This is a genomic window from Paenibacillus sp. JZ16, from assembly GCF_015326965.1.
Classification (GTDB): domain Bacteria; phylum Bacillota; class Bacilli; order Paenibacillales; family Paenibacillaceae; genus Paenibacillus_AQ.
In genome coordinates, this window is sequence record NZ_CP017659.1 from 798,872 (window position 1) to 820,921 (window position 22,050).

Here is a 22,050-nt window from a genome sequence, read left to right on the forward strand (position 1 = left end):
ATTAGCGACTTTCAATGGGACCATGATCTTGTCCCCCGACACTTCCTACTACTGTTATTATAGCTCCTAATGGAGTCGGAAAAGATCTTTGATAATTTCCATATAAATAAATATAACTACCAAAGCAATAAGTACTGCTATTCCGATTATTCTACTTCTCATGATCTCTTCCTCAGTTAAATAGGATTTGCAAAAATTTAGTATAACGTCTTTTCTACCAACTTCGTAAATGATTCCATATGTAGAGTATTCGTAAATTATAGAACTCCCCTGCCCTTAGTTTAACACTGGGCATACTTTATTGTTATTTTCCTCCAACACGAAACACACCAATTACGGTTGTACCTTCAACTTCATAAAGAGGGATATCACGACCATCTGGTGAACTATTGTTCTGTATCGCGATGGCATCTTGGGGTGACTTTGGTTGTTCACCGTCTAAATCTTTTTTCAGCACATATCCTGTAGTGCCATCTATGCCTATTGCGCTAATTAATTCGGGTTCTGTTTCTGGAGAAGCAGCATCTGAGGATGAACCGTATGTCTGCCCGTTTTCATTTTCAGGATAGTTAGGAGAATGTTCGGAGCTTTGATTGTTCGTGCTTTTAGCAAATGAGCTTTGGTACCCCAGTACACCTCCTACTACACAAACAATAATAACCAGACCAATCAATTTTCTGATGCCTTTAGAATACACCCTCACATTTTTCACTCCTTTCTCACACTTACTCTGTAATCGTTCCGTCCCTTTCTTTCCACTTTCTTGTTTCCTTCAACTTAGTAAACACTAATAAAGGAAACAAAGTTACATAGAAAAAATTGAATCAGATGAAATAGTACTTTTGGGTATATTTGTAACATGCCATGGCCACTATTATCTCCAAGTGTTGTGGAGTCATAGATAACTATCTAATCGGTAATCGGACCATCTTCTTGTCCTTTACGGCAATCGGTATAATTTCCTGTCTTCGGCTCGGGATACGAAATTGTACCGATAAAATAAAAAAAAGCCGCTATAACAGCGACTGGACTGACCTAATGGTTACATTTTGTAAATCGTTATCCTTTTGTTATCGCAGCAAGATCATTCTCTATCCTTTAAACAGCCGATCCATATGGATCGGCTGCCTACTACTATTGAAACATAATCTTTTCATATTTCTCCAAATAATCGATTGGAATAGCAAGACCTATGGGGATAGAGAGGCCTCCCTGTGATGTAGTTGTTGTGGCATACACAACTGCAATCACATTTCCCTTATTGTTAATAACAGGGCTGCCGCTGTTTCCGTTATGAATTGGAGCCTGTATCATGAGCATGGGGAGCTGTGGACTCTCTAATGGGGTAAATCCTAGCACTGTGCCTTCAGTGGCGATTCGAGAGAATGCTAGCGGATTTCCGATGACATGAATAGGGTCGCCTTCTTGATAGGCTATCTCTGTTTCCAATTGGAGTGTAGGTAGGTTGTTCGCATTGTCTCTAATTTTTAGTATGGAGATATCGATCTCGCTGTCACTTACGATAACATCTGCCAAATATGTTTTTCCATTAAAGAATTGGATGATGCAAGCCTTGTCATTATCCATAACATGTTGATTCGTTATAATGAGTCCGTTTGGAGCGATATTAAACCCTGTACCTTTCCGACCATCAATACTAACGTTGACAACGGCTTGCTTATATTGCTGGATCTGTTCATCTTGTGATAACTGTGAATCCTTTTTCAAAAACCGTAGTGTCGGTAGATTATAAATCTGTGGTATAAAAGCAATTAGATTACCGAGTAGAAGAATGGCCAACATAATAATAATTGTTTTTTTGATCCATGTTCTTTTGGGTGGTGGATTCAACTCATCTTCTTCATTGTCATCTTCCAGGTTCCAAAATTCTTCTTCCCATTCAAGTGGGATATCAGTATCATTTACCGGATCGGCGGATGTTTTGGTATCATTCGGCTCATCGTTACGGATGGAAAATACCTCCCTGCTCAAGAGAAATAGAATAAAAACACGGATTTAAGATAATTATACCAAACCTTGGCAGACCGCGATCGGAAACGATTGGATAAAACGTATAATACAAGTAAAACAAGCTACAATCTCATTGAAATGCAGCTTTGTTTTTTTAATTATTATCGTTTTGGACATAGTGTTCACTTCCTGTCTCTTTGAGACAATGAGAAAAACAGGTTGCCAAACCTCGTCAATCATGAGATAATTTTAGTTTTCCTAATAAGAATATGATCATGTCGGAGGCGTAAGCGTGCAGCGATATCCTTTCTCCTATGATCCGTCAGAACCGTTCGTCAAGCAGGTCGGCGATTGGGTTGCGGATGTTTTTTATGATGTGTTGCCTGAACATGGATTTGATGTCCGGGATGAACAAATATTTATGGCTTACCAATTGGAAAGAGCCTATGCCAGTAAGAAAACAATTTTCGCTGAAGCTGGGGTAGGTACGGGAAAAACACTCGTGTATCTGCTTTATGCAGTTAACTATGCAAGATATACACGCAAGCCTGCAGTGATTGCCTGTGCAGATGAGTCGCTCATTGAGCAACTTGTAAAACAGGAAGGAGACATAGCTAAGCTTGCCCGTTATTTGGACTTACAAATTGATGCGCGGCTCGGTAAATCCCCTGATCAATATTTATGTCTTAAAAAAATAGACGGCGTTCGTCTTCAGGATGAAGATGCAGCGGTTATTGAAGACGTGTATGAAAATCTTCCTGATTTTGTTCATTCCCCAGGAACGATGCAATCTTTTTACCCTTACGGGGATCGTAAGGAATACCCTCATCTGAATGATGAACAGTGGAATAAGATCAACTGGGATTCATTTCAGGATTGTTTTGTATGTGATCAAAGACATCGCTGCGGCATGACCTTATCTCGGGACCATTATCGAAAATCTACAGATCTTATTATCTGTTCCCATGATTACTACATGGAACATGTGTGGACCTATGAGGGAAGAAAAAGAGAAGGTCAGCTTCCACTGCTCCCGGAACATAGTTCAGTCGTCTTTGACGAAGGACATTTACTCGAATCGGCAGCACAACATGCCCTCAGTTATAAGCTGAAGCATAGTGCATATGAAGAGATTATTACTCGTCTTCTAGATGGAGAGATCAGGGAAACGCTAGCCGAACGAATTGAAGATTCCATTGATCAGAGTCAGCTTGTGTTTTCTCTGGTAGCGGAGCAAAGTACTGCGATACCCGGTTCTGATCGAAAACAAATCCGAATGGATGAGAAGCTTCTTCAAGAACTGAATCGCTGGAAAGGTACGATCGAAGCTATTGATGAAGAGCTGGTCTTTGAGAGTGGCTTGCATACGCTTGATGAATATAAGCTGCGTATCGTTGAGGAGCATCTGGAGATGATCCAAACGGCTCTTCATCTGTTCCGTGATCCAGATACTTTCATTTGCTGGGCGGAAGAAAATGAGGATGGGGCTGCAACACTTGCCATTATGCCGCAAACGGTCAAGGAAGTGCTGAAGGAACGGGTATTCGGGCTTCAGATGCCGATTGTATTCTCATCAGCAACCTTGTCGGTAGATGGATCTTTTGATTATGTAGCAGGAAGTCTCGGAATTAGCGATTTTTTATCTTTTTCCGTGAACTCTCCGTACGATTACGAGAAGCAGATGAAGCTTTTAGCACCGCGTGAACTTTTGCAAGATGGAGAGATTCGGAGTGAGGTTGCTGCTGCGAAGAAGCTGGCCCTGGCGGCCAAGCTGATCAAACGTACCGAAGGACGAGCTTTATTGTTATTTAGAACTATGAATGAGCTTCGCGAGTTTAAGCAAGCCGCTTCGCACCATCCAGATTTCGCATCCTATACCATGCTGTATGAAGGTGACCGTGAGATTAGCAGCCTCATAGCTGAGTTCCAAAATACAGAGGAAAGCGTGCTCTGTGCGTCAAGCCTATGGGAGGGGTTGGATGTTCCGGGACCTTCATTATCCAATGTTATGATTTGGTCACTGCCTTATCCCCCGGAAGATCCTGTATTTATGGCTAAACGGGAAGCCGCTGATTCAGCATTCGAAGAAGTAGACCTGCCATATATGCTGCTTCGCTTACGGCAAGGATTAGGTAGACTCATTCGCTCATCGACGGATCAAGGGATTGCAGCCATCTTGGATGCGGAAATTTTGCTCAATCAGCATGTCAGAGATAGAGTTGAAGCCGTATTGCCGCCTGGAGCTATACTTCAAGTAGAATCGTTGTAGTTAATCCTTCGAAATCGTATTTTAAGTAAGCTCGGAAAAAACCTGTTCTGTAACGCAATTCAAGTCATAAAGCAGACCTGAAGCGTATCAGAACAGGTGTTTTTATACTGTATTATTTGTGGGAATGTTACTCATAGACACTATTTTGAGATGTAATCAATATAATTGGAACGTAAAAATTCAAGCAATTTTCTGGATTGTCTGGAGTTCTCGAACAACCACTCCAATAATGATAAGATCGGACTCTTTTCTCTCCAATCATGGCATCTCTGTTTTTCCCCTGCAATAACAATACATGTATTTTTTCTTCTGCGTTTACCTCGATTACATATATTTAGAAGCTCCGAGCTTGGCTCCATGAATCCCTACAATAATCAGCCACGTAATCTCCGCCAAGATTAAGAACCGTCCGAACATACCGGCCAAAACCTCCGGTCCGAAATGCCCGTCTTGCGGAATTTGAAACACAAATACCAGCATCGCGACGATTGCAATACTCGCACTTGTGAGCAGCACTCTCTTCACAGGACGCCAAACATCAAGTCGACATAATGAAAGACTAATCAGTAATGCGGCTACCGGCGTGTAGTCCAGCATCGCTCCAAATGAGTGCATGCTGCCGCTAAACGTTGCATCATCCGGACTAACGGAGATGGGATCGGTCACGAAAATGCCTGCGATTATTACGCCTATTGCACTGATTCCAAGAATTACAAGTCCGATGTAACCCGTAACCGTACGTATATGCGGGAATATCGTAATTGCTACGCTGATTTGAGCAAATGCCAGCAATCCAAAAGCCAGGTGCATCATCCAACCAAAGTCGCCAAGTGCATATTCGCTGATAAAACGCCATGTCGGATCAAATTCGGGCTGCAGCAGATGCAGGCTGCATAGGAGAAGCACGAACAATGCACCTGAGAAAATTGACGCTAGCGCGAATCTGGAAGCCGTCACCGTTAAAGGTTTTGCTATAACCAACTGCTTAACCAATGCCCATCCCTCCTGCTGGCGAGACTCTCGTCATCATCGTTTCATAACCTCCCCCGCCGGGGTAATGCCATGCCCCCGAATGGGTATCTCCGTCAGAGCGGAATGCCCCTTTATAATAGGAAGGCGATCCTTTGTCTCCAGCCCAAATGACGAGTGAGTCCCCTTCCAATTCATACACATAATCGAAGGTATTGCCTAACGTATCATAATAACGGGACCGAATATCCGGACTCTTGCTTTCGCCGAAGGGTTTTAAATGCCCAATCATCTCGATCCCTTTCACTTCTTGTCCGTTCTGGGAAAGATGGACGTGCTGTATCAAAAAGTGCCCGCCTTCCATCCACTCGTAGGTTACCGTTCCTTCTGCTCCGCCGCTGATTTGCCAAGTACCAACTAGTCGGTCCAACGTTTGAATATTCGTCATGCTCCCACTCTCCTAACTTGTTCGGAATCCGCTATGGCTTTTGCTACAACATCAGGAGCCATGATAACAGCGGAATGATCTTGACCGGCAAGCGAATGTGCAGCAGCCTTTGGAAGAAGTTCGACAAGTGCGCGTGCCGCGTCATGGAAAAGCGGTTCGCTGTTTTCCCCTGTCATAACCAAAGTAGGAATCGTAACGTTCCATCTGCCGGTTGGCAGCGGGTTCCCGGATTGCGTCGTTCCCATAATGATGCCATCATAAGCAAGAGTATGCGCCAGGGACTCCATCTTGTTCCAAGAAGGATCGGCTTTCATATAGTCGATATATTCCCCGGGAATGCCTAGAGCCTCGGATGCGAAATATTCGACTGCTTCAGACCTTTTCTCGGCTTTGATTAGTCCATTCAAATGTTCGACGTAATCACTAGGTACCGGCTTACGGCTGTCGTTAATTATGAATGGCGGTTCATACAAGAAGAGCTTTGCGACTGAATCTCCTAACAAGTTCGCGGCCTCAAGCGCCAACACGGCCCCGGATGAGCTTCCGAACAAGTAAGCTTGCCCTCCGGCGACTGTAATTAAAGCCTCAATGTCTTCCACTTCACGTGCGATCTCGTAAGGTGAGGTATCCGTACTGCGGCCTCGACCGCGACGATCGTAATTGTATACGGTGAAGTTGACCGACAAGTGCTCGGCTAACGGAGAAGCATCCTGATAATCAGCCGCTGCCGATGATATGAGGATGATTGCAGGGCCAGTCCCTTGTTTGGTATAAGCGATTTGTGTCCCATCTTTTGAAATAACGGTTTCCATTGTGTTTTTGCCTCCCATTAACGTTTCTAAGTATTCTTCCAGTCGATCATAAGCATCGGTGAATCCTTCAATCATGCCTATCGCTTCAGCGCGGTCCAATTGTTCGTTGGTAGCGAATCGCGTCACGATGCTAATCCGCGTCCCCCCGCTTTTCTCCTCGAACAACACGGTTGTGTACATTTCGCTATCCGAAACGATATTCCAATCGCTGTCGGAAAAAGTGTCTAAGTACACTAGTTTGCCCGATGCCTCTACTACGTCATATGTGGCTCTGCCTCTAGATAAAACTGTTGATACCTGCCATAAGTCCTCCTTCTTATTCTTGTAGTCCAGCATTTACTCCTCGAGTTTGTCGAGACGCTCTTCCAATAGAATTCTGAAAGAATCAAACCATTCATCCGGCTCCTGGAACGGTCCGGCATCGAGGCTTTAACTGAATTGTTGCTGATCTCATGAACTCAATATACACAATGACGTATATACATGTCAACATATATAAAAAATTAACTCAAATCAAAACCCGTAAACACGAAGAGACAGCCCCGCATAAATTTAAAGCTTTACGAGGCTGCCTCTTTTGTATTGGCATCAATGGATGAGTACTTTCCTATGCCCTTATATTTTGCGAGTACCTTCTTTTATTCGCCAGCGAGCGCTTCCCCGGTTTCAAGCAACGTCTTCATACCTGAAAGAACAATCGGCAACCCATTTTCAAGAATCTTTGCAGTGCTCATTGCTTTTTCGAATTCATCATGTACCACCGTTACAAGAGTCACACCATGGAGCTCGGTATGCGAACCGATCTCCCACGTAATGCGCGACGGGGTGTCCATCTCCGTGCCCGGAAACGAAACAAACCGCCAGCTCATCATAAGTTTTTTTGGAGGATCCATCTCAAGAATGATCCCTTCTGCTTTCTTCTCTTCCCCGTTCCATAGTTCGAATGGAGATTCGATTTCCCAGGTGGTGCGGATGGCGCAGTTGAACCAAAACTTCGACGTTTTGGCCGGGTCCGTGAGAGCTTGCCACACTTGTTCTGGCTTTGCTTTAATCGCTATCTGGTTTATATTCCGGGGTTTCATATCCATATTTGTATCACGCTCCAATTCGTTTTGAAGAGATGTTAATCCGATCACCCATGGTTCGGCGTATTTACTCACCCATCGCTCATAAATATGACGAATGGGCACCGCATTCAAGTAATGAAGCTTTTCACGACCTACTTTTCTCGTTGTAATGAGTCCGGCTTCCTCCAATATATTCAGATGCTTCATGACGCCGAACCGGGACATGTCGAGGGGCTCGCAGAGATCACTCAGAGTCCGCCCGTTAGAAGCGTGAAGCAAATCTAAAAGCTTACGGCGGCTGGGATCCGCAAGCGCTTTGAATATGTCAATCTCCATCAAAACACCGCCTTCCTGTCGATTTGAAAAAAATTTCATTTGTACCGCTTGACACGTTACCTTATGGTAACGTATTATAAAAACATAACAGGTGACTTAATGGTCACATGATATCACAAACGGATCTGTTTGTCAGCCGGTGACTTGCATATCCATTCTGACAACCATTTGAAAATGAAAGGTGATGTTGAAGATGAAAGTAACCTTGATTGCAGGCAGTAACCGCACAAACGCAAGCAGTACGAACCTACTTCGGTATATTGACAGCCTTTTAAAAGCCCAGAACATATCAGTCCAATTCGTTGATTTATCGGAGCTGCAGCTGCCGCTTTTTTCACCCGACAACTGGGATTTCCATCCTAACGTTAAGCATGTATTGGAAGCAATCGCAGAGGCAGACGGTTTGATCCTTGCAACGCCGGAATACCATGGCTCCGTATCAGGAGCGCTTAAAAACGCCCTAGACTATATAACCGGAAACCAGGTTGCGGGCAAGGCAGTGCTTTCCGTAAGTTCCGCAGGCGGTCCGCTCGGAGTTAGCTCGCTGTCGCATTTGCAGACTATTGTACGCAATTTGCACGGAATTAACTGTTCGCAGTGGATTTCGATCGGATATGGATCGAACACGTTTGGTCCCGACGGCGCTCCGATAGATGAGGGTATGAAAGACCGGGTACGAGATGCGGTGAGCAGTTTCGTGGATCTGACCCGTAAGCTAACACCGATAGCAGCGGCAGCAAACTAACAGCACAATCCCTTTTTTAAGAGATCAGAAAGTATAAACTTCCGTAGTTTAACACCCACCCTTATCTCGCAAGAAAAGCTACAGCTTAACGCGGTGTGTCTTCTTTGAAGTACGTCGATAGACGTTTTTCTTATCATCATTAGGTTACCAAATGGTAACATGATACCAAAGGAGATGTTTCTTGAACATAAGTATTCTGACGGCCATTGGATGGGATCTTGGTTTGCAAGTCAAACGTACTTTGATGGGAACTTTGCCGAAGAGCGATTCGAGGATCAGACCATCCGAATGATTATACATCCGCATGCCTTCGGTTCAAAGATCCGCCTGAAGTTTTCAAATCTTTACGGTTCCGAGCCTGCGGTCTTCGGCACAGTAACAGCAGCATTAGCCGCAAAAGATGGGGAAACCGTTCCCGGTACTAGTCGGCAAGTTGCCTTGAATGGTCAATTCTCCATCGTCATTCCTGCAGGGGAAGAAGTTTATTCGGACCCTGTCGATCTCCAAGTAAATGAACATGTTGACGTAGCTGTCAGCGTTTATGTTCCTGAGTCACGAACCTCGACATGGCATTTTTCGCCTCCTAGGTCGACTTATGTCGCCGAGGGGAATCATGCCGACGATAGTAGCGCGGATTTTTTTCGAAAGAAAATTCATTCTTATTACTGGTTATCCGGTATGGAGGTTTTAACACAAGGTGAGCCTTTACGTGTCATTGTCGCACTTGGTGATTCCATTACAGAGGGGAGTACATCTACTCCAGATGCTAACCATCGTTGGCCGGATATTTTCTTTGAACGACTCCGCCTGGAACATCCCTCCTATCCGATCTCCGTTCTCAATGCGGGAATCGTTGGCAATCAAATATTGAAAAAGGGGCCAGCGGTTGGTCTGCCAATAGGTGGAGAAAGCGTGCTTTCTCGCCTGGATCGTGACCTGTTTTCACATTCAGGAGTTACCGATGTGATCTTTCTCGAAGGAATCAATGATATTGGACTCGGAAATGCGACCGCAAATCAGATTATTGACGGAATGAGGGAATTGGCAGCCCAAGTACATGAGAACGGACTGCGCATTTTTGCTGCTACCCTCCCACCGTTTGGCGGCGCTCCGTACTACTCCAATGAGAAGGAGCTCATCCGGCAAGAAGTGAACCGCTGGATCCTGACCAACGAAGTATTTGACGGTATTATCGACTTTAACACTGCGCTGGCTGATCCGGAGCATCCCGAACAGCTGCTTCCCGTCTATGATTTCGGCGATCATCTTCATCCTAGCGATGCCGGATTCAAAGCATTAGCCGATTGTATTCCATTGTCCCTGTTTATAAAATCTGATTTGGTTTGACCCAGTACAACTGGTTTCAATAAACATTAAATAAGGAGATGTTTTATATGAAAACGATGGAACAAAAAAATGCAGAAGTGGTAACCGCGTTTATCGAGGACATTGCAAATCAGGGCATGTTGGAAAAGACCGATCAATTCTTTGCCCCGCAAATCGTGGAGGCTTTTACGGATCGGCGGTTTACCGTGGAAGAAATCCTGGCCCAAGGCGAGAAGGTCATCGCTAGAATTTTCATGACGGCTGTGCATGCTGGCCATTTTGCCGGAAATGCACCTACGGGAAAAAACGTGAAGGTAACACAGTTCCGCGAATTCCGGGTCATCGACGGAGACATCGCAGATCACCGCGGCTGGTTCGATACGGCTACGCTTTTGCCTCAAATCCAGACTCAATAACCGCTGTTAAAGCACGACATTTCGCCGTTAACTAATTCCTAATAACCCATTCATAAGGAGATGTTTGAGAATGAAAACGATGGAACAAAAAAATGTGGAAACAGTAAACCAATTTATCGAGGCATTTTGGAATCAGAGTGAATTGGACTCCGTAGATCGATTTCTGTCCAACGATTATCAAGAGTTTTCTTACCAATCCAAGGAAGGTCTGAAAAAATTCGCTGCAACGATCTTGGAGGCATTTCCTGATAAACAATACACGGTGGAAGAGATCATCGGTCAAGGGGATAAGGTGCTCGTGAGAATGACTGTGAAAGGCACACATGAAGGCATGTTCTTTGGAACCGCGCCCACGGGCAATACGATTGATGTCACGCTGTACCGTCAATATCGTGTGGAGGACGGCAAGATCGCCGAGCATCGAGGCTGGATCGACATGGTGACCATGTGGAGCCAAATTCGAGGCAGTTAACTTCCCATAAATACACTTCACGTACTACCGATCCAACACTTGGGTCGGTAGTACGTTTGTAAGGAACTTATCGAATCGGCAATAGGTCCATGTTGCAAAAGCAGATTTCTTCGGCCGGGCGGTGTCTTTCACAACAGCCAGAAACCTTCTGACGGCGACATCATGTGGGTTAAATTTGTATACAGTGAAATTGTTGCGTCGGAGAAAATCGTTTACACCAGTTTCAATTGAATATAGCCGACACTAAAAAACACCAACCACAGGTGATTTTTTGTTTATAACTATCCTGCCCGTTAGTTTAATGATAGGACGTCTACCGCGGCGAAGAAATCATATCGAGAATGTTACAATGTTTTTGTCACCCGACAAAAATTAAAGTAGTAGAAATCATACCGGATTCGGTATGTAATCTCCACCTCGACATCGCTTCAAATAATGAAGCGCATGAACCTGTCCCGTCATCTCAAGCTCCCCGTTATATACGGGATCATGCCAGCCTTCAATATCGATCGTTCCCTCATAGTTGCCCTGCCGCAAAATCGTGATGATGTCGGTCCAGTCGATGTCGCCGAATCCGGGCGTACGGTGCCATACATAAGGCTTCGGCCCGTGAATGCCATATTCCCTCACGATGTCCCAAGCAATCGTCGCATCCTTGCCATGGACGTGGAATACTTTATCCACCCATTTTCGCAGCTGCGGAATCGGATCGATCAAAGAGACCATCTGGTGGCAAGGCTCCCACTGCAGACCGATATGGTCCGACGGGATGGCGTTGAACATCATCTCCCATGCCGTCGGATTATGGGCAATGTTCCAATCCCCCGTCTCCCATGTCCCGCCCATATCGCAGTTCTCGAACGCAATGCGGACGCCTTGATCTGCCGCTCTTTTGGACAGCTCGCCGAACACCTTCGCATATTGCGGAATCGAGGCGTCGATGGATTCGCCCGTCAATCGTCCGGTAAAACCGGAAATGATATCGGTGCCGAACAGATGGGCATGATCGATCAGACGCTCCCAGCTCGCCAAAGTATCAGCATTACCGCCTTCTCCGGTCAGCGGATTGCCGAAGATCCCAAGCGTTGACACGATAAAACCGTGTTCAGCTTGCAGCTCACGAACTCGCTTGGCCGTCTCCACAAGATCGGTAGCACCGGTCGTCTGCCAGAAGGTAAGGCTGAACGATTCAAAGCCGTGAGGCGCAATCTGAGGAATTACGCGTGCAGCATCTCCGCCGCCAACCAGCGTTCCGATGCGCAATAAATTCGCCATGTAATTTACCACTCCCAATTTAATGTTAGTATGCGTATGCAAGTTCAGTATAACTAGATTTCCCTCCTTTTTCTCGTCCTATCTTGTGCTTCACTAGTTCAATATTGCGGGAGTTTCTAGACTTGACTCCTCCAGCACCACCAAAGCCTTGATCTTCTTCGATTCCGGCAGTAGCCAGCTGTGTTCACTCCGCTTCCTGCGCGCTGGACCCCTGCCCCCAAGAATCCGAGCTTACCGCGCCGCAGCCTACTTCGATATCGTCGATGAATCGTAGGCAGCCTGCATGATTTCTAGATAACGCTGTATGTTCAAACCCTCCAGTCCTTTCACGTAATCCTCCCAATCTTTATCCAGACTCTTGGCGCCGGTAATGAACAGCAGAGCGTTCTGGTCGACATAGTCTTTGATGTTGGTCTGCATCATGCTGGCTTCATCGGCGACCAACGGGTCGACCCATAGCGCCCAGTGAGGGAATATTTCTTTCGGCTCATTGCCTTCCATCAGTAACGTTGCCTCGTACAGGCGGCGTTCGTAACCATCGTTCGCGTAAATATCCGTGCCCTGAACCTCGGCATCGCGGTATGCCCGGTGATGGTTATATTGGGTGAGTGCTCCCCAGCTGTCATTGCGGGGCTGCTCCCCGGATTCGAGCGGGATCGATTTATAGAGAGGCTCCACTTTATCGTTGAGTGCAATTTCCCCATCCTGCGGCTTGCGCCAGCTCTTGCCCTCTTCACCGAGATAAGAGAGCATTGCCCCTTCTTGCGTATAGAAATAATCCAGCATTTTAATGGCGGCGATCTGCGTCTCTTTGCTCGCTTTATTCGTCAGAACGAAGGATGCGCCCGGATCGATCGGATAGTTGAACGTTGCATAATTGGCGTGCGGTCCTTGCAGAGGCGCAAGCGGGTTGTAGTCCTTGCTGTAGGGTGCATCTTCTCCTGTGGTTAAGAATAGCGCGGGATGCATGCCTGCTCCGGCACCCAAAAGCTGTGCGTCGGCGTTATCCCCGATTTTTTTGTACGCACCCGCATTTTGCGTAAACGCCCCCGGGTCAATGAGTCCGCCGTCATACAGCGATTTGATGTAGGCCAGCGCTTCCCGCCATTCCGGTTTGTTCGCCGCGGTGTCGATCTTGCTCTCCTTCATGATGAGATACGTTCTGTCGTCGTTGTAAATAAAGCCGTTCATGAGATACGGAATCACGTGAACGCCGAAATTTTCGACGGATCCGCTGAGCGGCACTTCGTCCGCCTTGCCGTTTCCGTTCGGATCCTGCGTCTTGAAGGCTTCAAGGACCGCTTTGAATTCTTCCGGCGTCGTCGGTTTGGCAAGTCCGAGCTGATCAAGCCACTTTGTATTGATCCATATTTTATTCGGGTATGAGCAGTGGAAGCATTCGTTTAAGCCGGTCAATCCGTAAATCTTGCCGTCAGGAGCCGTGTTCATGGCTTTATAATATTCGTTGTTCTCCAGTACCTCCTTAATGTGGGGAGCATGCTCTTCGATCAGGTCGTTAAGCGGAACGATCACCCCCTGCTGCCCGAACTTCAGCAAGTCCGTCTGCGAGAAACGGTCCACCCAAGGAATAAGCATATACAAATCCGGATAGTCGCCGGACGCAAGCGAAATTTGACGTTTTTCGGCCGCACCATCGAACGGAACGGTTGTCCAGTTGAACTTGATGCCGAATTGCTCTTCCATTTTTTTCGTAAACTTATTGGTTTTCAAATCCACATCCGAGCTTTGATGGGCAAATACGTTGATCGTAACCTTCTCACCGGAATCCTGTAAGCCGCCTTCTGTCCCTTCGCTTCCTTCGTTGTCGTTTCCGCCGGAGCATCCGGCAAGCACCAAACCAAGCATCAGTATGAGTACAAGCAGACGGGTTCCTGTTTTTCTCAAATCAATCTCCTCCTCACGAATTGGTCAAGCAACACAATGAGAGCAGCCCGGGATCAGCCCTTCACGGAGCCAATCAGCATGCCCTGCACAAAATAACGCTGTACGAACGGATAGATCACCAGCACCGGGAGGCTTGCCACCACAATGAGCGAGTATTTCATCAGCTCGGCCATTTGCTGCTGCTTCACCATCTCCCCGGCGTCCATGTTGCCCGTTCCGCTGCCCAAGATGAGAATGCTGCGGAGAATGAGCTGAAGCGGATAGAGCGATTGCGATTTCAAGTAAATCAGGGCATCGAAATAAGCGTTCCACTGCCCCACCGCGTACATAAGCGAGAGCACGGCGATGATCGGTTTGGCAAGCGGAAGAACGACGCTGAAAATGTATCGGATGTCGCTGCACCCGTCGATATCCGCCGCTTCGGAGAGCTCATCCGGGATCGAGGTCTGAAAGAAGGTTCTGGCGATAATGACCTGCCACACCCACACGGCATTCGGAATGAGCAGCGCCCAGCGCGTATCGATCATGCCCATCGATTTGACGACCAGATAGGTCGGGATCAATCCGCCGGAGAACATCATGGTGAAAGTAATGAATACCATAAGCGGCGTGCGGCCGAAAAACGACTTCTTCGACAGGGGGTATGCAACCATAATCGTCAGGGATACGCTGATGAACGTGCCTGCAACGGTATAAAACAGCGAATTGGCATAACCCGTCAGCACCTGGCCGTTTCGGAACACCGCCTCGTACCCTGCAAAGGATACGTCGACCGGCCACAGCCATACCTTGCCTGCAGAGACGGCGCTCGGACTGCTCAGTGATGAGCTTACGATGTAAATAAGCGGATACAGGACGGCAATTAGAACCAAGGTCAGCAAGATATAGGTCACGGTCAGAAAGATGCGGTCTCCCAGCGACTCCTTGATCCTCACGCTCCGGCGGCTTCCGGAACTGGACCGCAATGCGTTCATGTCACTCACTCCCTTTTTTCATATCTACCAAAGGCTTGTATTGGAAGCCCGCTTGGCAATGGCGTTGACGACAAGGAGCAGCACCAGATTGATCAAAGAATTGAACAATCCGACCGCCGTGGCGAAGCTGTAGTTCGCGTTCAGCAATCCGATTTTGTACACATACGTGGAAATGATCTCGGACGTGGACAGGTTCAGCGGATTCTGCAGCAAGTACATTTTTTCGAAGCCGAGCGCCATGATGTTGCCTACGCTGAGAATCAAAATGATGACCGCTGCCGGCAAGATCCCAGGAAGATCGACATTCAGGATCTTCTGGAACCGATTGGCGCCGTCCACCTTGGCCGCTTCATATAAGGACGGGTCCACGCCCGCCAGGGCAGCAAGATAAATGACGGCGGAATAGCCCATGGTTTGCCATACGTCGGACAGCACGTAGATCGTGCGGAACATGCCAGGCTCTCCAAGATAATTGACCGCTTCAAAACCAAGCGCGCCAGTAATCGTATTCACGATCCCAAGACGCGGGGACAAGAACAGCATGATGATGGACACCATGACCACCGTGGAGATGAAATATGGCGCATAGGTGACCATCTGCACGGTTTTTTTGAACCTTGCACTCTTCACCTCGTTTAAGGCCAGCGCTAGCAGAATCGGGATCGGAAACCCGACGATCAATTGATAGAACGAAATGTACAGCGTATTTTTGATCAGCGTCGCGAACGCCGGGTTGCGAAAAAACATTTCGAAATACTGCGTACCGACCCATGGGCTGCCCCAAATTCCTTTCACCACGTTATAATTCTTGAAGGCAAGCACGGCGTTTGCCATAGGCAAGTACTTGAAGATGATGAAATACAAGACCGGCGGAATGATCAGCAGATACAGCTGCCAATGTCTTCTGAAGCTTCGGGAGGCAAATCTCCCGATTTCCGAGCGTGTATTGCTCGGGGCTCTGACCGTTTTGGACTTGGAAAATAGAGTACTCAGTTCCATCCCTCCTTCGATGAGTAACTGCCAATGAAGCCAGAACTTATTTGGCAGCGCTTTCTTGTGCGTAATCATAAAATTGCAAGCTCGGCTTCGTAAAGGCACACTTTCTCCCTTACCGTACAATTTCGGAAACAGATGCTCTCCAGGCCTTGATTTCGCTCGGTTTTTCATTAGGCGGGTTCGATTAAAAAACATCCGCCAAGACGTTCGATCCATTCGTTTAAGCAGGCGGCTGACCTTCCTCTTTTCCACAAAAAGATTGGCGAACCCCCCGTCTCCTTAATCGGCCATTTGCCGAAATGTGCTCGGTGACACGCCACGAACCCGCTTGAAGGCCCTCCGGAACGAATGCGCGCTATTATACCCCACCTGCGCGGCGATCTCGTCAATCGTCAAAAGGTTCTGCTGCAGCAGCTCGGCCGCCTTGCCGATCCTCACCAGTTCAACGTAGTCCGAAGGATTCGTTCCCGTGTGCTCCTTGAACATTTGGGAGATATATTTCTCGGGCTTCCCAATATGCTCCGCGATACGATAAAGCGTCAGCTCGGCGTCGGAATAACGCTCGTGGATGTAGCGGATAATCTCACCCACCGTTTCGGCGTGCATGTCGCATTTTTTCTTCCGGACATCCATGCAGATCTCATGAATGAGCTGCCCGAATCGCTCCCTGAGCTGATCGACCCCGTCCGTCGTCGCAACTGCAGCGATCTGCTCTTTGATATGGTCGGTGAGCGGCTCGTCGTGGAATATTCTTTGTTCGGCCAGCTTCAGAAAGGTTCCCTTGAGCTCCATTACGAACTGCTGCGTCATATCATATGACAGCTCCCTCTCTTCAAAGTTCCGGCTGAACAGCTGGTCAAGAAGGCGGCTTGTTTCCTCAAGTTCACCCGCCTTAAGCGTATTGAGCAAGCGTTGTTCGGATTCAATCGGATAATAGTACAGCTCCGTAGCCTTCATCGCGTCCTCAAACCGGGTGATGCCGACTGCCCCGGTGTGAACGGCATATTCCAGCGCTTGCTGCGCTTCGTTGAAAGAGTCGGCCACGCCGTTCCACGCTTCGAACGCCGAACCCAGCCCGATCGTGATCGACAATCGATGATGCCGATATACGGTATCGATCAGTTCAAGCAAACCGGCATCCAGGCGACGAGTAAAGACGTCCAGCGCCTCTTCGGCAATCGGATGCACGAAAGCGATCTGGTCCGAACCCCAGTCCGTAACCAGCACATCGGGTTCCAGCCGGCTCAAAGCCTGCCGGACGATCAACCGGGCAACGCTGAGTTCCTGGATGATTTCTTCGCTGTCGGCACTGCCATATCCGGCGACTTTCAGAATGCCTGCGCGTCCTTGCTCGCCGCGGAGCGGGACTCCCGTCTGACTGGAGACCGCTTCGAGTTCGCGCAGCGTATAGAAGTCGCCAGTCAGCAACCGTTTGATAAACGCATCCCTAAGCAGCGGGAGCTGATCGTTCAGTGAGGACTCCAGCAATTTGTTGTTAGCGATCAAAGCCGCGATATTGCCAGCCAGGAAATCGTACTCGTTGCCGATCTTCTCCCGGGAAATGTGGTTTTGTTCGCGAAACACGGACAGGAGCGACTGGACCTTTGCACTGTGCCGGTAAGCGAGGACAAGTCCAATCAACAAGCCAATGAACAGCGCAGTCAGCGTAAACGTCGTCGTGACCCGCTGAATTATATCGGCCTTCGTCATCAGCGCCTGCTCCGGTATTCCGGCCATATAGGTCCAGCCGTTCAGATCGGACCGGATGGAGATCAACAGCCGTCCGTCTCCCGTGGGGATGACCTCGCCGTTCTCATCGGAAGAAGCTTCGGTGAAGCGCTTGGCCTCCTCTTCTCCGATGCCCTTGGACAAGATCAAGCTGCCTTCCCGGTCAGCAACCAACGCCCAGCCCCCGTATTGGTCCACGATATTTTGCAGCAGGCTGCCCATATGATCTTCATCGATCAATACGCCGATCATCGCCTGCGGGTTGTTAAAGCTGTTAAGCGGGATCGATTGCAGAAACGTGACGGCCGGCGTCTCGACAAACACCGTGTCGCGGATTTCCCGCCTATATTTCTTAAGCGGCATCATCTCGTTTAGATGCGGTTTCTTCAATACGGCCTCCTCCCACTCCTCGAACGTCAACCCTTCAAGCCGATTCGCCTCGTAATAATGCTCGGGCCGGTAATAGACGGTATTCGGCGTAATAATGGCGTTGTAATTACGTATGTAGATGAAGAAATCGGAGAGGTAATCATTCGTGCTGCTGTACATGGACAGGCTGCGCTGCATGCGTCCCAAGCCGTAAACGTTGTTGCTGTCGAGCGGCTTGGGATCAGCGATCAGACGATATAGATCCTGATTGATCGCAAGCTGCTTCGTGAAGGTTTCCACCTCCACCAGATGACGCTCGATGATCTCTTTTCCCAGATTCAAGGAACTCAGACTGTTTTCAATTGAGCTTGCTTTCGCCACTTCAATCGAAGTCCTGTACGATGCATAGCCCGCAATTTGGGGGATCAAGAGAACAATCAAGTAGGAAATCAGAAATCTGCGGAACACCGGGGAGAACTTGGACCATAAACGCTGCATACGTACCCTCCTCAATAGAAAGCGTTCTCAAAGTAAGGCAATACGATGATACACTTGACTGTTCGCAAGAAAAAGGTACAATTCCTTCCTCGGGGTACAATTTGCTTACGATATGGCTACCGGCTAGGTGAAGAATGGCCGCAAAACTCCTTTACAAGGCAATAGGATAAACCGGAGTAATCGCCTAGGGCATAGGGGGAACCCAGGACTGCGCTTTGCTCCCTTTCATGCATCCAACTATAATCTGCTGAAATTTCGGATCAATTCCAGCCCAAAACAAAGAGCTGCCCTTCCAAGTCGCCTGTATGACCTGGAGACAGCTCTTTGTTAAAATGATTTACCTTTGTGATAACTACCAGTACCGTTGACGGTGAGTTACCGCCCGAGTTCGCCTACAAAGGTCGTAACGCTCTGCGCGGGAAGATGGGCCCAGTAGTTGCTCCCCGTTACATTGAGTGTCGTTCCGGGTTGAAGATTGCTGCTGCTGCTCGTGATCCACCTTGATACCTGCGAAACCGATCCGTTCTGCAGCACAAAGTTCTGATTGACCCCGGCGCTGCTCCGGTTAATCGCAACGATAACGATTTTGTTGTCACCTTTATAGGCTGATACGTAAACGTTGGATTCAGGATTTTTCGTGGCATCCACCCTGACATAGCCGGGGCGGACAAATTTGGAGAAATGAGCCATATTGTAGCCGCGTTTGCTGATCGTGCCGTCCTCCTTCATCGGACCGTAAGATCTGCGGATATACCACCACACGTAGGCTTGAAAATCGCCCTCCACCATCGCGTTGTGGATATGGTAAGACACATCCAGGGCTTCGGGCCAGCGATCCGCCGAGTTGTTGTCGCTGTTCGGATAGTATACCTCCGTCATCCAGAGATCTTTTCCCGCTCCTTTTTGTTTGAATAGCGGATAAGCGAAATTGCTAATCGGGGTCCCGTACAGATGAGCCCCGAGAATATCCATATTGGCAAGCGCCTGGGGATCATTCAAAATCGGATCCGACATATTTTTCAGATACTGGAACGATTCCGGCGCGATGACTCTCGTGTTGATCGATCCGGCATTTTCTTTCATAAACCGAAGCATTTCCTGCGGTGTCCACCACGTCCAGTCATGTGCATAATCGGGCTCGTTTTGGACGGATATCGCATACAGATCGACGCCATTGTTTCTCATGTACGTCACGAAATCGTTAAGATGCTGGGCATACGCGGCATATTTGTCGTAACGAAGCCGCTTTGCCGTTGTATCGCCGTTATGGTTGAAGGTCTCGACCATATCGGCCGGCGGATTCCAAGGGGAAGCAAATACGATGGCTCCAAGGGCAATGGCCCGTTTGGCCGTCTCCAGCTCACGATGCCACTGATTTCGGTCTTCATGCACGTAGATTCTTAATATTGAGAAACCTAACTGATTCGCCCCGTTTCCGAATGCGATATCTCTCTGTGCTGCCGTCAAATCGCCGATCCATGCCGGGTGGTTGATGCCTCCGAAGCCGCGAATCACTTGCTTCTCCGAGGAAACATTGATGACGGCATCGCTGGCTGCGGCAATATTTCCAGGTGCAACCAGAATGGACAAAGCGATGGCAAGAGACAAACATACGCATAAGAATTTCTTAAATCGTAAATTCATGAGACTGCTCCTCTCGAATTTTTTGGCTCCTCAAACCAAGGTCACGCGTTGAATCAATATTCAGCCGGTCAATTCCATTCCATTGCTTGCTCCGCTAACAATCGCTTTATCGCTTTGGATGCCACAACGAAAAGCCCCGGATTCGTGAATCCCTCGAATATTCCGGCGGCGCGCAGATGCGGCTCCAACGACATAAACCCTGAAAATCGCCTGCGGCTGAGCTCATGAATGAGCTCGCGGAGCTCGCCGTCGCCATCCCCTGCAGGTACGACTGTCCCCTTCCCCATGATGGCGTCTTTCACATGAACATACGACGTATAGTCGCCTATCAGTGGATAGGCCTCATTAACGGGCTTCACGCCGCACTGCACGAAATTCGCCGGATCAAAGGCTGCCCGCAAATGGCAGGATGAAACCGTTTGAAGCAGATCCAAACATCGCTCGCCGGTGTCTCCATAAATATGGCTTTCATTCTCATGAAGCAGAACCACGCCTTCGCGTTCAGCCAATTGAGCGAGTCGTTGCATGCGCCGTAACACCTCAGGCCGATGCTTCTCGTAGTCCCCGTCCGGAATGTAAAAGGAGAACACGCGTACAAAAGGCGCATGGAAAAACTTAGCTAGACGAACGGCACGCCGAGCGTCTTCGAGATGGGTTTCAAAGTCGTCGGTGATTTGGATTTTCCCGATCGGCGATCCGATCGAGGAGACTCCGACCCTCCGCTCCGCTAATCGTTCTTTCACGGTCAACGCTTCCTTTTTCGTCAGCTGCAGCACATTTTTCCCCCAAACGCCTCGAAGCTCAAGATAACGGATGCTTTCGGATTCTAGGACATCCAGCTGTACATCCAAATCCGGGGATATCTCGTCTGCAAATCCGGTTAACGTAATCATTGGACCCTTCCTTTCTTAACGGCGGATGATTTCACATGATCAAGCGGCGATACATTGGGAAAAGACCATCCAACCACAGGTTGTAAATGTTCATGAGAACATTACAATTTGTTTAAAAAGGAGGCGATATCCGCATGGAGCTCGAGTATCACCCTCATCTTGTACCGAATATTTTTCTGTTCGTGGACCGCAGATGTTATCCGGATTGGAGAATTCAGAAGGCCCGCATCGGATTTCACGATTTGACGTTCGTCGTTGATGGCCGGGCAAACTACTACATTGACGGCAAAAAATTTGCAGTTGAGGCGGGCGACCTGGTCTACGTTCCGGGGGGAAGCGTACGGGAAGCCCATACGTGCAAGGAATCTCCCATGCATGCGTATCCGTTCAATTTTTTCTGGGCCGAGCCGCACAATCATATCCGGCTTCCGTTTGGCGTTGTAACGAAGAAATTGATCACCAAGGAGATACTTGCCTACATCCGGGAGTTCAACCACGTGTGGATGAATAAACAACCGTTTTATAGGATCCATGCCCGTGCATTGTTCGAACTCATTCTCCACCGGCTGCTTCACGGCATGCATCGCCAAACGATCATGCATATGGACCCGCGGATCAAGAAGCTGACCGCCATCATCGAAGAACACTATGCGGAAGACTTGTCGTTTAACGACTTCGCCGAGCAGTTCAACCTCCATCCCGTTTATTTAGGGAAACTATTCAAAAAGAATACCGGTTCGACCTACAAGGAATACCTGCAGCGGATACGCGTGAATAACGCTGAAATCATGCTGATGGCCGGCGGCGTTACCGTGACGGAAGCCGCCGAATCCAGCGGCTTTCAAGATCTTTCCTATTTCAGCAAAGTGTTCAAGGAAGCGAAAGGCTATCCACCGTCTGCCGTTAAGAAGCATTGACTTGAAATCGCTTCCATATG

19 protein-coding genes are annotated in these 22,050 nt (G+C 48.2%); 6 read left to right on the top strand and 13 right to left on the bottom strand.

All coding sequences use genetic code 11. The annotated features are described in order from the left end of the window. Positions 1–304: 304 nt before the first annotated feature. Both BJP58_RS03545 and BJP58_RS03550 read right to left on the bottom strand, forming a co-directional pair. Entirely contained in the window at positions 305–712 is a 408-nt protein-coding gene (locus tag BJP58_RS03545; RefSeq protein ID WP_194542820.1) for a peptidase M56 BlaR1, read from the bottom strand. A 422-nt stretch (positions 713–1,134) separates the two neighbouring features. After that, positions 1,135–1,992 carry a S1C family serine protease gene (locus BJP58_RS03550; RefSeq protein ID WP_233354945.1) on the bottom strand — a complete coding sequence of 286 codons (858 nt, stop codon included), beginning with the start codon at positions 1,990–1,992 and terminating at the stop codon, positions 1,135–1,137. 271 nt (positions 1,993–2,263) lie between these two features. Here BJP58_RS03550 and BJP58_RS03555 point away from each other — a divergent pair, with 271 nt between their 5' ends. After that, positions 2,264–4,240 (top strand): ATP-dependent DNA helicase, encoded by a 1,977-nt coding sequence (locus BJP58_RS03555; RefSeq protein WP_194542821.1) that lies wholly within the window; start codon positions 2,264–2,266, stop codon positions 4,238–4,240. A gap of 324 nt (positions 4,241–4,564) precedes the next feature. Here the strand turns inward: BJP58_RS03555 and BJP58_RS03560 are convergent, their stop codons facing one another. The 4 genes from BJP58_RS03560 to BJP58_RS03575 all read right to left on the bottom strand — a co-directional run bounded on the left by BJP58_RS03560 (position 4,565) and on the right by BJP58_RS03575 (position 7,872). Beyond that, the gene (locus BJP58_RS03560; RefSeq protein ID WP_113059844.1) at positions 4,565–5,233 is read right to left on the bottom strand and encodes a DUF998 domain-containing protein; all 669 of its coding nucleotides are present in this window, start codon (positions 5,231–5,233) and stop codon (positions 4,565–4,567) included. Then, on the bottom strand, positions 5,226–5,657 hold the full coding sequence (locus tag BJP58_RS03565) for a hypothetical protein (RefSeq protein WP_194542822.1): 432 nt from the start codon (positions 5,655–5,657) through the stop codon (positions 5,226–5,228). The genes BJP58_RS03560 and BJP58_RS03565 overlap by 8 nt, the downstream gene beginning before the upstream one ends. Beyond that, a complete protein-coding gene (locus BJP58_RS03570) occupies positions 5,654–6,805 on the bottom strand; it encodes an alpha/beta fold hydrolase (protein ID WP_194542823.1) in 1,152 nt (383 codons plus the stop codon). The genes BJP58_RS03565 and BJP58_RS03570 overlap by 4 nt, the downstream gene beginning before the upstream one ends. 302 nt (positions 6,806–7,107) lie before the next feature. Then, positions 7,108–7,872: an ArsR/SmtB family transcription factor gene (locus tag BJP58_RS03575; protein WP_194542824.1), complete on the bottom strand. Its 765-nt coding sequence runs from the start codon at positions 7,870–7,872 to the stop codon at positions 7,108–7,110. A 193-nt stretch (positions 7,873–8,065) separates the two neighbouring features. Between BJP58_RS03575 and BJP58_RS03580 the strand changes: the two genes are divergently transcribed. The 4 genes from BJP58_RS03580 to BJP58_RS03595 all read left to right on the top strand — a co-directional run bounded on the left by BJP58_RS03580 (position 8,066) and on the right by BJP58_RS03595 (position 10,831). Further along, positions 8,066–8,617, top strand: coding sequence for an NADPH-dependent FMN reductase (locus BJP58_RS03580; protein WP_194542825.1), 552 nt, complete (start codon positions 8,066–8,068; stop codon positions 8,615–8,617). A gap of 174 nt (positions 8,618–8,791) precedes the next feature. Beyond that, entirely contained in the window at positions 8,792–9,964 is a 1,173-nt protein-coding gene (locus BJP58_RS03585; RefSeq protein ID WP_194542826.1) for an SGNH/GDSL hydrolase family protein, read from the top strand. Positions 9,965–10,011: 47 nt separating this feature from the next. Further along, positions 10,012–10,359, top strand: coding sequence for an ester cyclase (locus BJP58_RS03590; RefSeq protein ID WP_113059839.1), 348 nt, complete (start codon positions 10,012–10,014; stop codon positions 10,357–10,359). 70 nt (positions 10,360–10,429) lie between these two features. After that, positions 10,430–10,831, top strand: coding sequence for an ester cyclase (locus tag BJP58_RS03595; RefSeq protein ID WP_194542827.1), 402 nt, complete (start codon positions 10,430–10,432; stop codon positions 10,829–10,831). A gap of 387 nt (positions 10,832–11,218) precedes the next feature. On the opposite strand, the gene BJP58_RS03600 is transcribed toward BJP58_RS03595, so the two are convergent. From BJP58_RS03600 to BJP58_RS03630, 7 genes are all read right to left on the bottom strand, one after another. Next, complete coding sequence (locus BJP58_RS03600; RefSeq protein ID WP_194542828.1) at positions 11,219–12,106, bottom strand: sugar phosphate isomerase/epimerase family protein; 888 nt, start codon at positions 12,104–12,106, stop codon at positions 11,219–11,221. A 246-nt stretch (positions 12,107–12,352) separates the two neighbouring features. After that, positions 12,353–14,011, bottom strand: a complete 1,659-nt coding sequence (locus BJP58_RS03605) for an ABC transporter substrate-binding protein (RefSeq protein ID WP_194542829.1) — start codon at positions 14,009–14,011, stop codon at positions 12,353–12,355. 53 nt (positions 14,012–14,064) lie between these two features. Next, positions 14,065–14,985, bottom strand: a complete 921-nt coding sequence (locus tag BJP58_RS03610; protein WP_194542830.1) for a carbohydrate ABC transporter permease — start codon at positions 14,983–14,985, stop codon at positions 14,065–14,067. A 24-nt stretch (positions 14,986–15,009) separates the two neighbouring features. Then, positions 15,010–15,864, bottom strand: coding sequence for an ABC transporter permease (locus BJP58_RS03615; protein WP_194544801.1), 855 nt, complete (start codon positions 15,862–15,864; stop codon positions 15,010–15,012). A gap of 396 nt (positions 15,865–16,260) precedes the next feature. After that, entirely contained in the window at positions 16,261–18,576 is a 2,316-nt protein-coding gene (locus tag BJP58_RS03620; RefSeq protein ID WP_194542831.1) for a helix-turn-helix domain-containing protein, read from the bottom strand. 375 nt (positions 18,577–18,951) lie between these two features. Continuing rightward, positions 18,952–20,220, bottom strand: coding sequence for a glucuronoarabinoxylan endo-1,4-beta-xylanase XynC (locus BJP58_RS03625; RefSeq protein WP_194542832.1), 1,269 nt, complete (start codon positions 20,218–20,220; stop codon positions 18,952–18,954). A 68-nt stretch (positions 20,221–20,288) separates the two neighbouring features. Next, positions 20,289–21,113, bottom strand: a complete 825-nt coding sequence (locus tag BJP58_RS03630; RefSeq protein ID WP_194542833.1) for a sugar phosphate isomerase/epimerase family protein — start codon at positions 21,111–21,113, stop codon at positions 20,289–20,291. A 134-nt stretch (positions 21,114–21,247) separates the two neighbouring features. Here BJP58_RS03630 and BJP58_RS03635 point away from each other — a divergent pair, with 134 nt between their 5' ends. Beyond that, positions 21,248–22,030: a helix-turn-helix transcriptional regulator gene (locus tag BJP58_RS03635; RefSeq protein WP_194542834.1), complete on the top strand. Its 783-nt coding sequence runs from the start codon at positions 21,248–21,250 to the stop codon at positions 22,028–22,030. Positions 22,031–22,050: the final 20 nt, after the last annotated feature.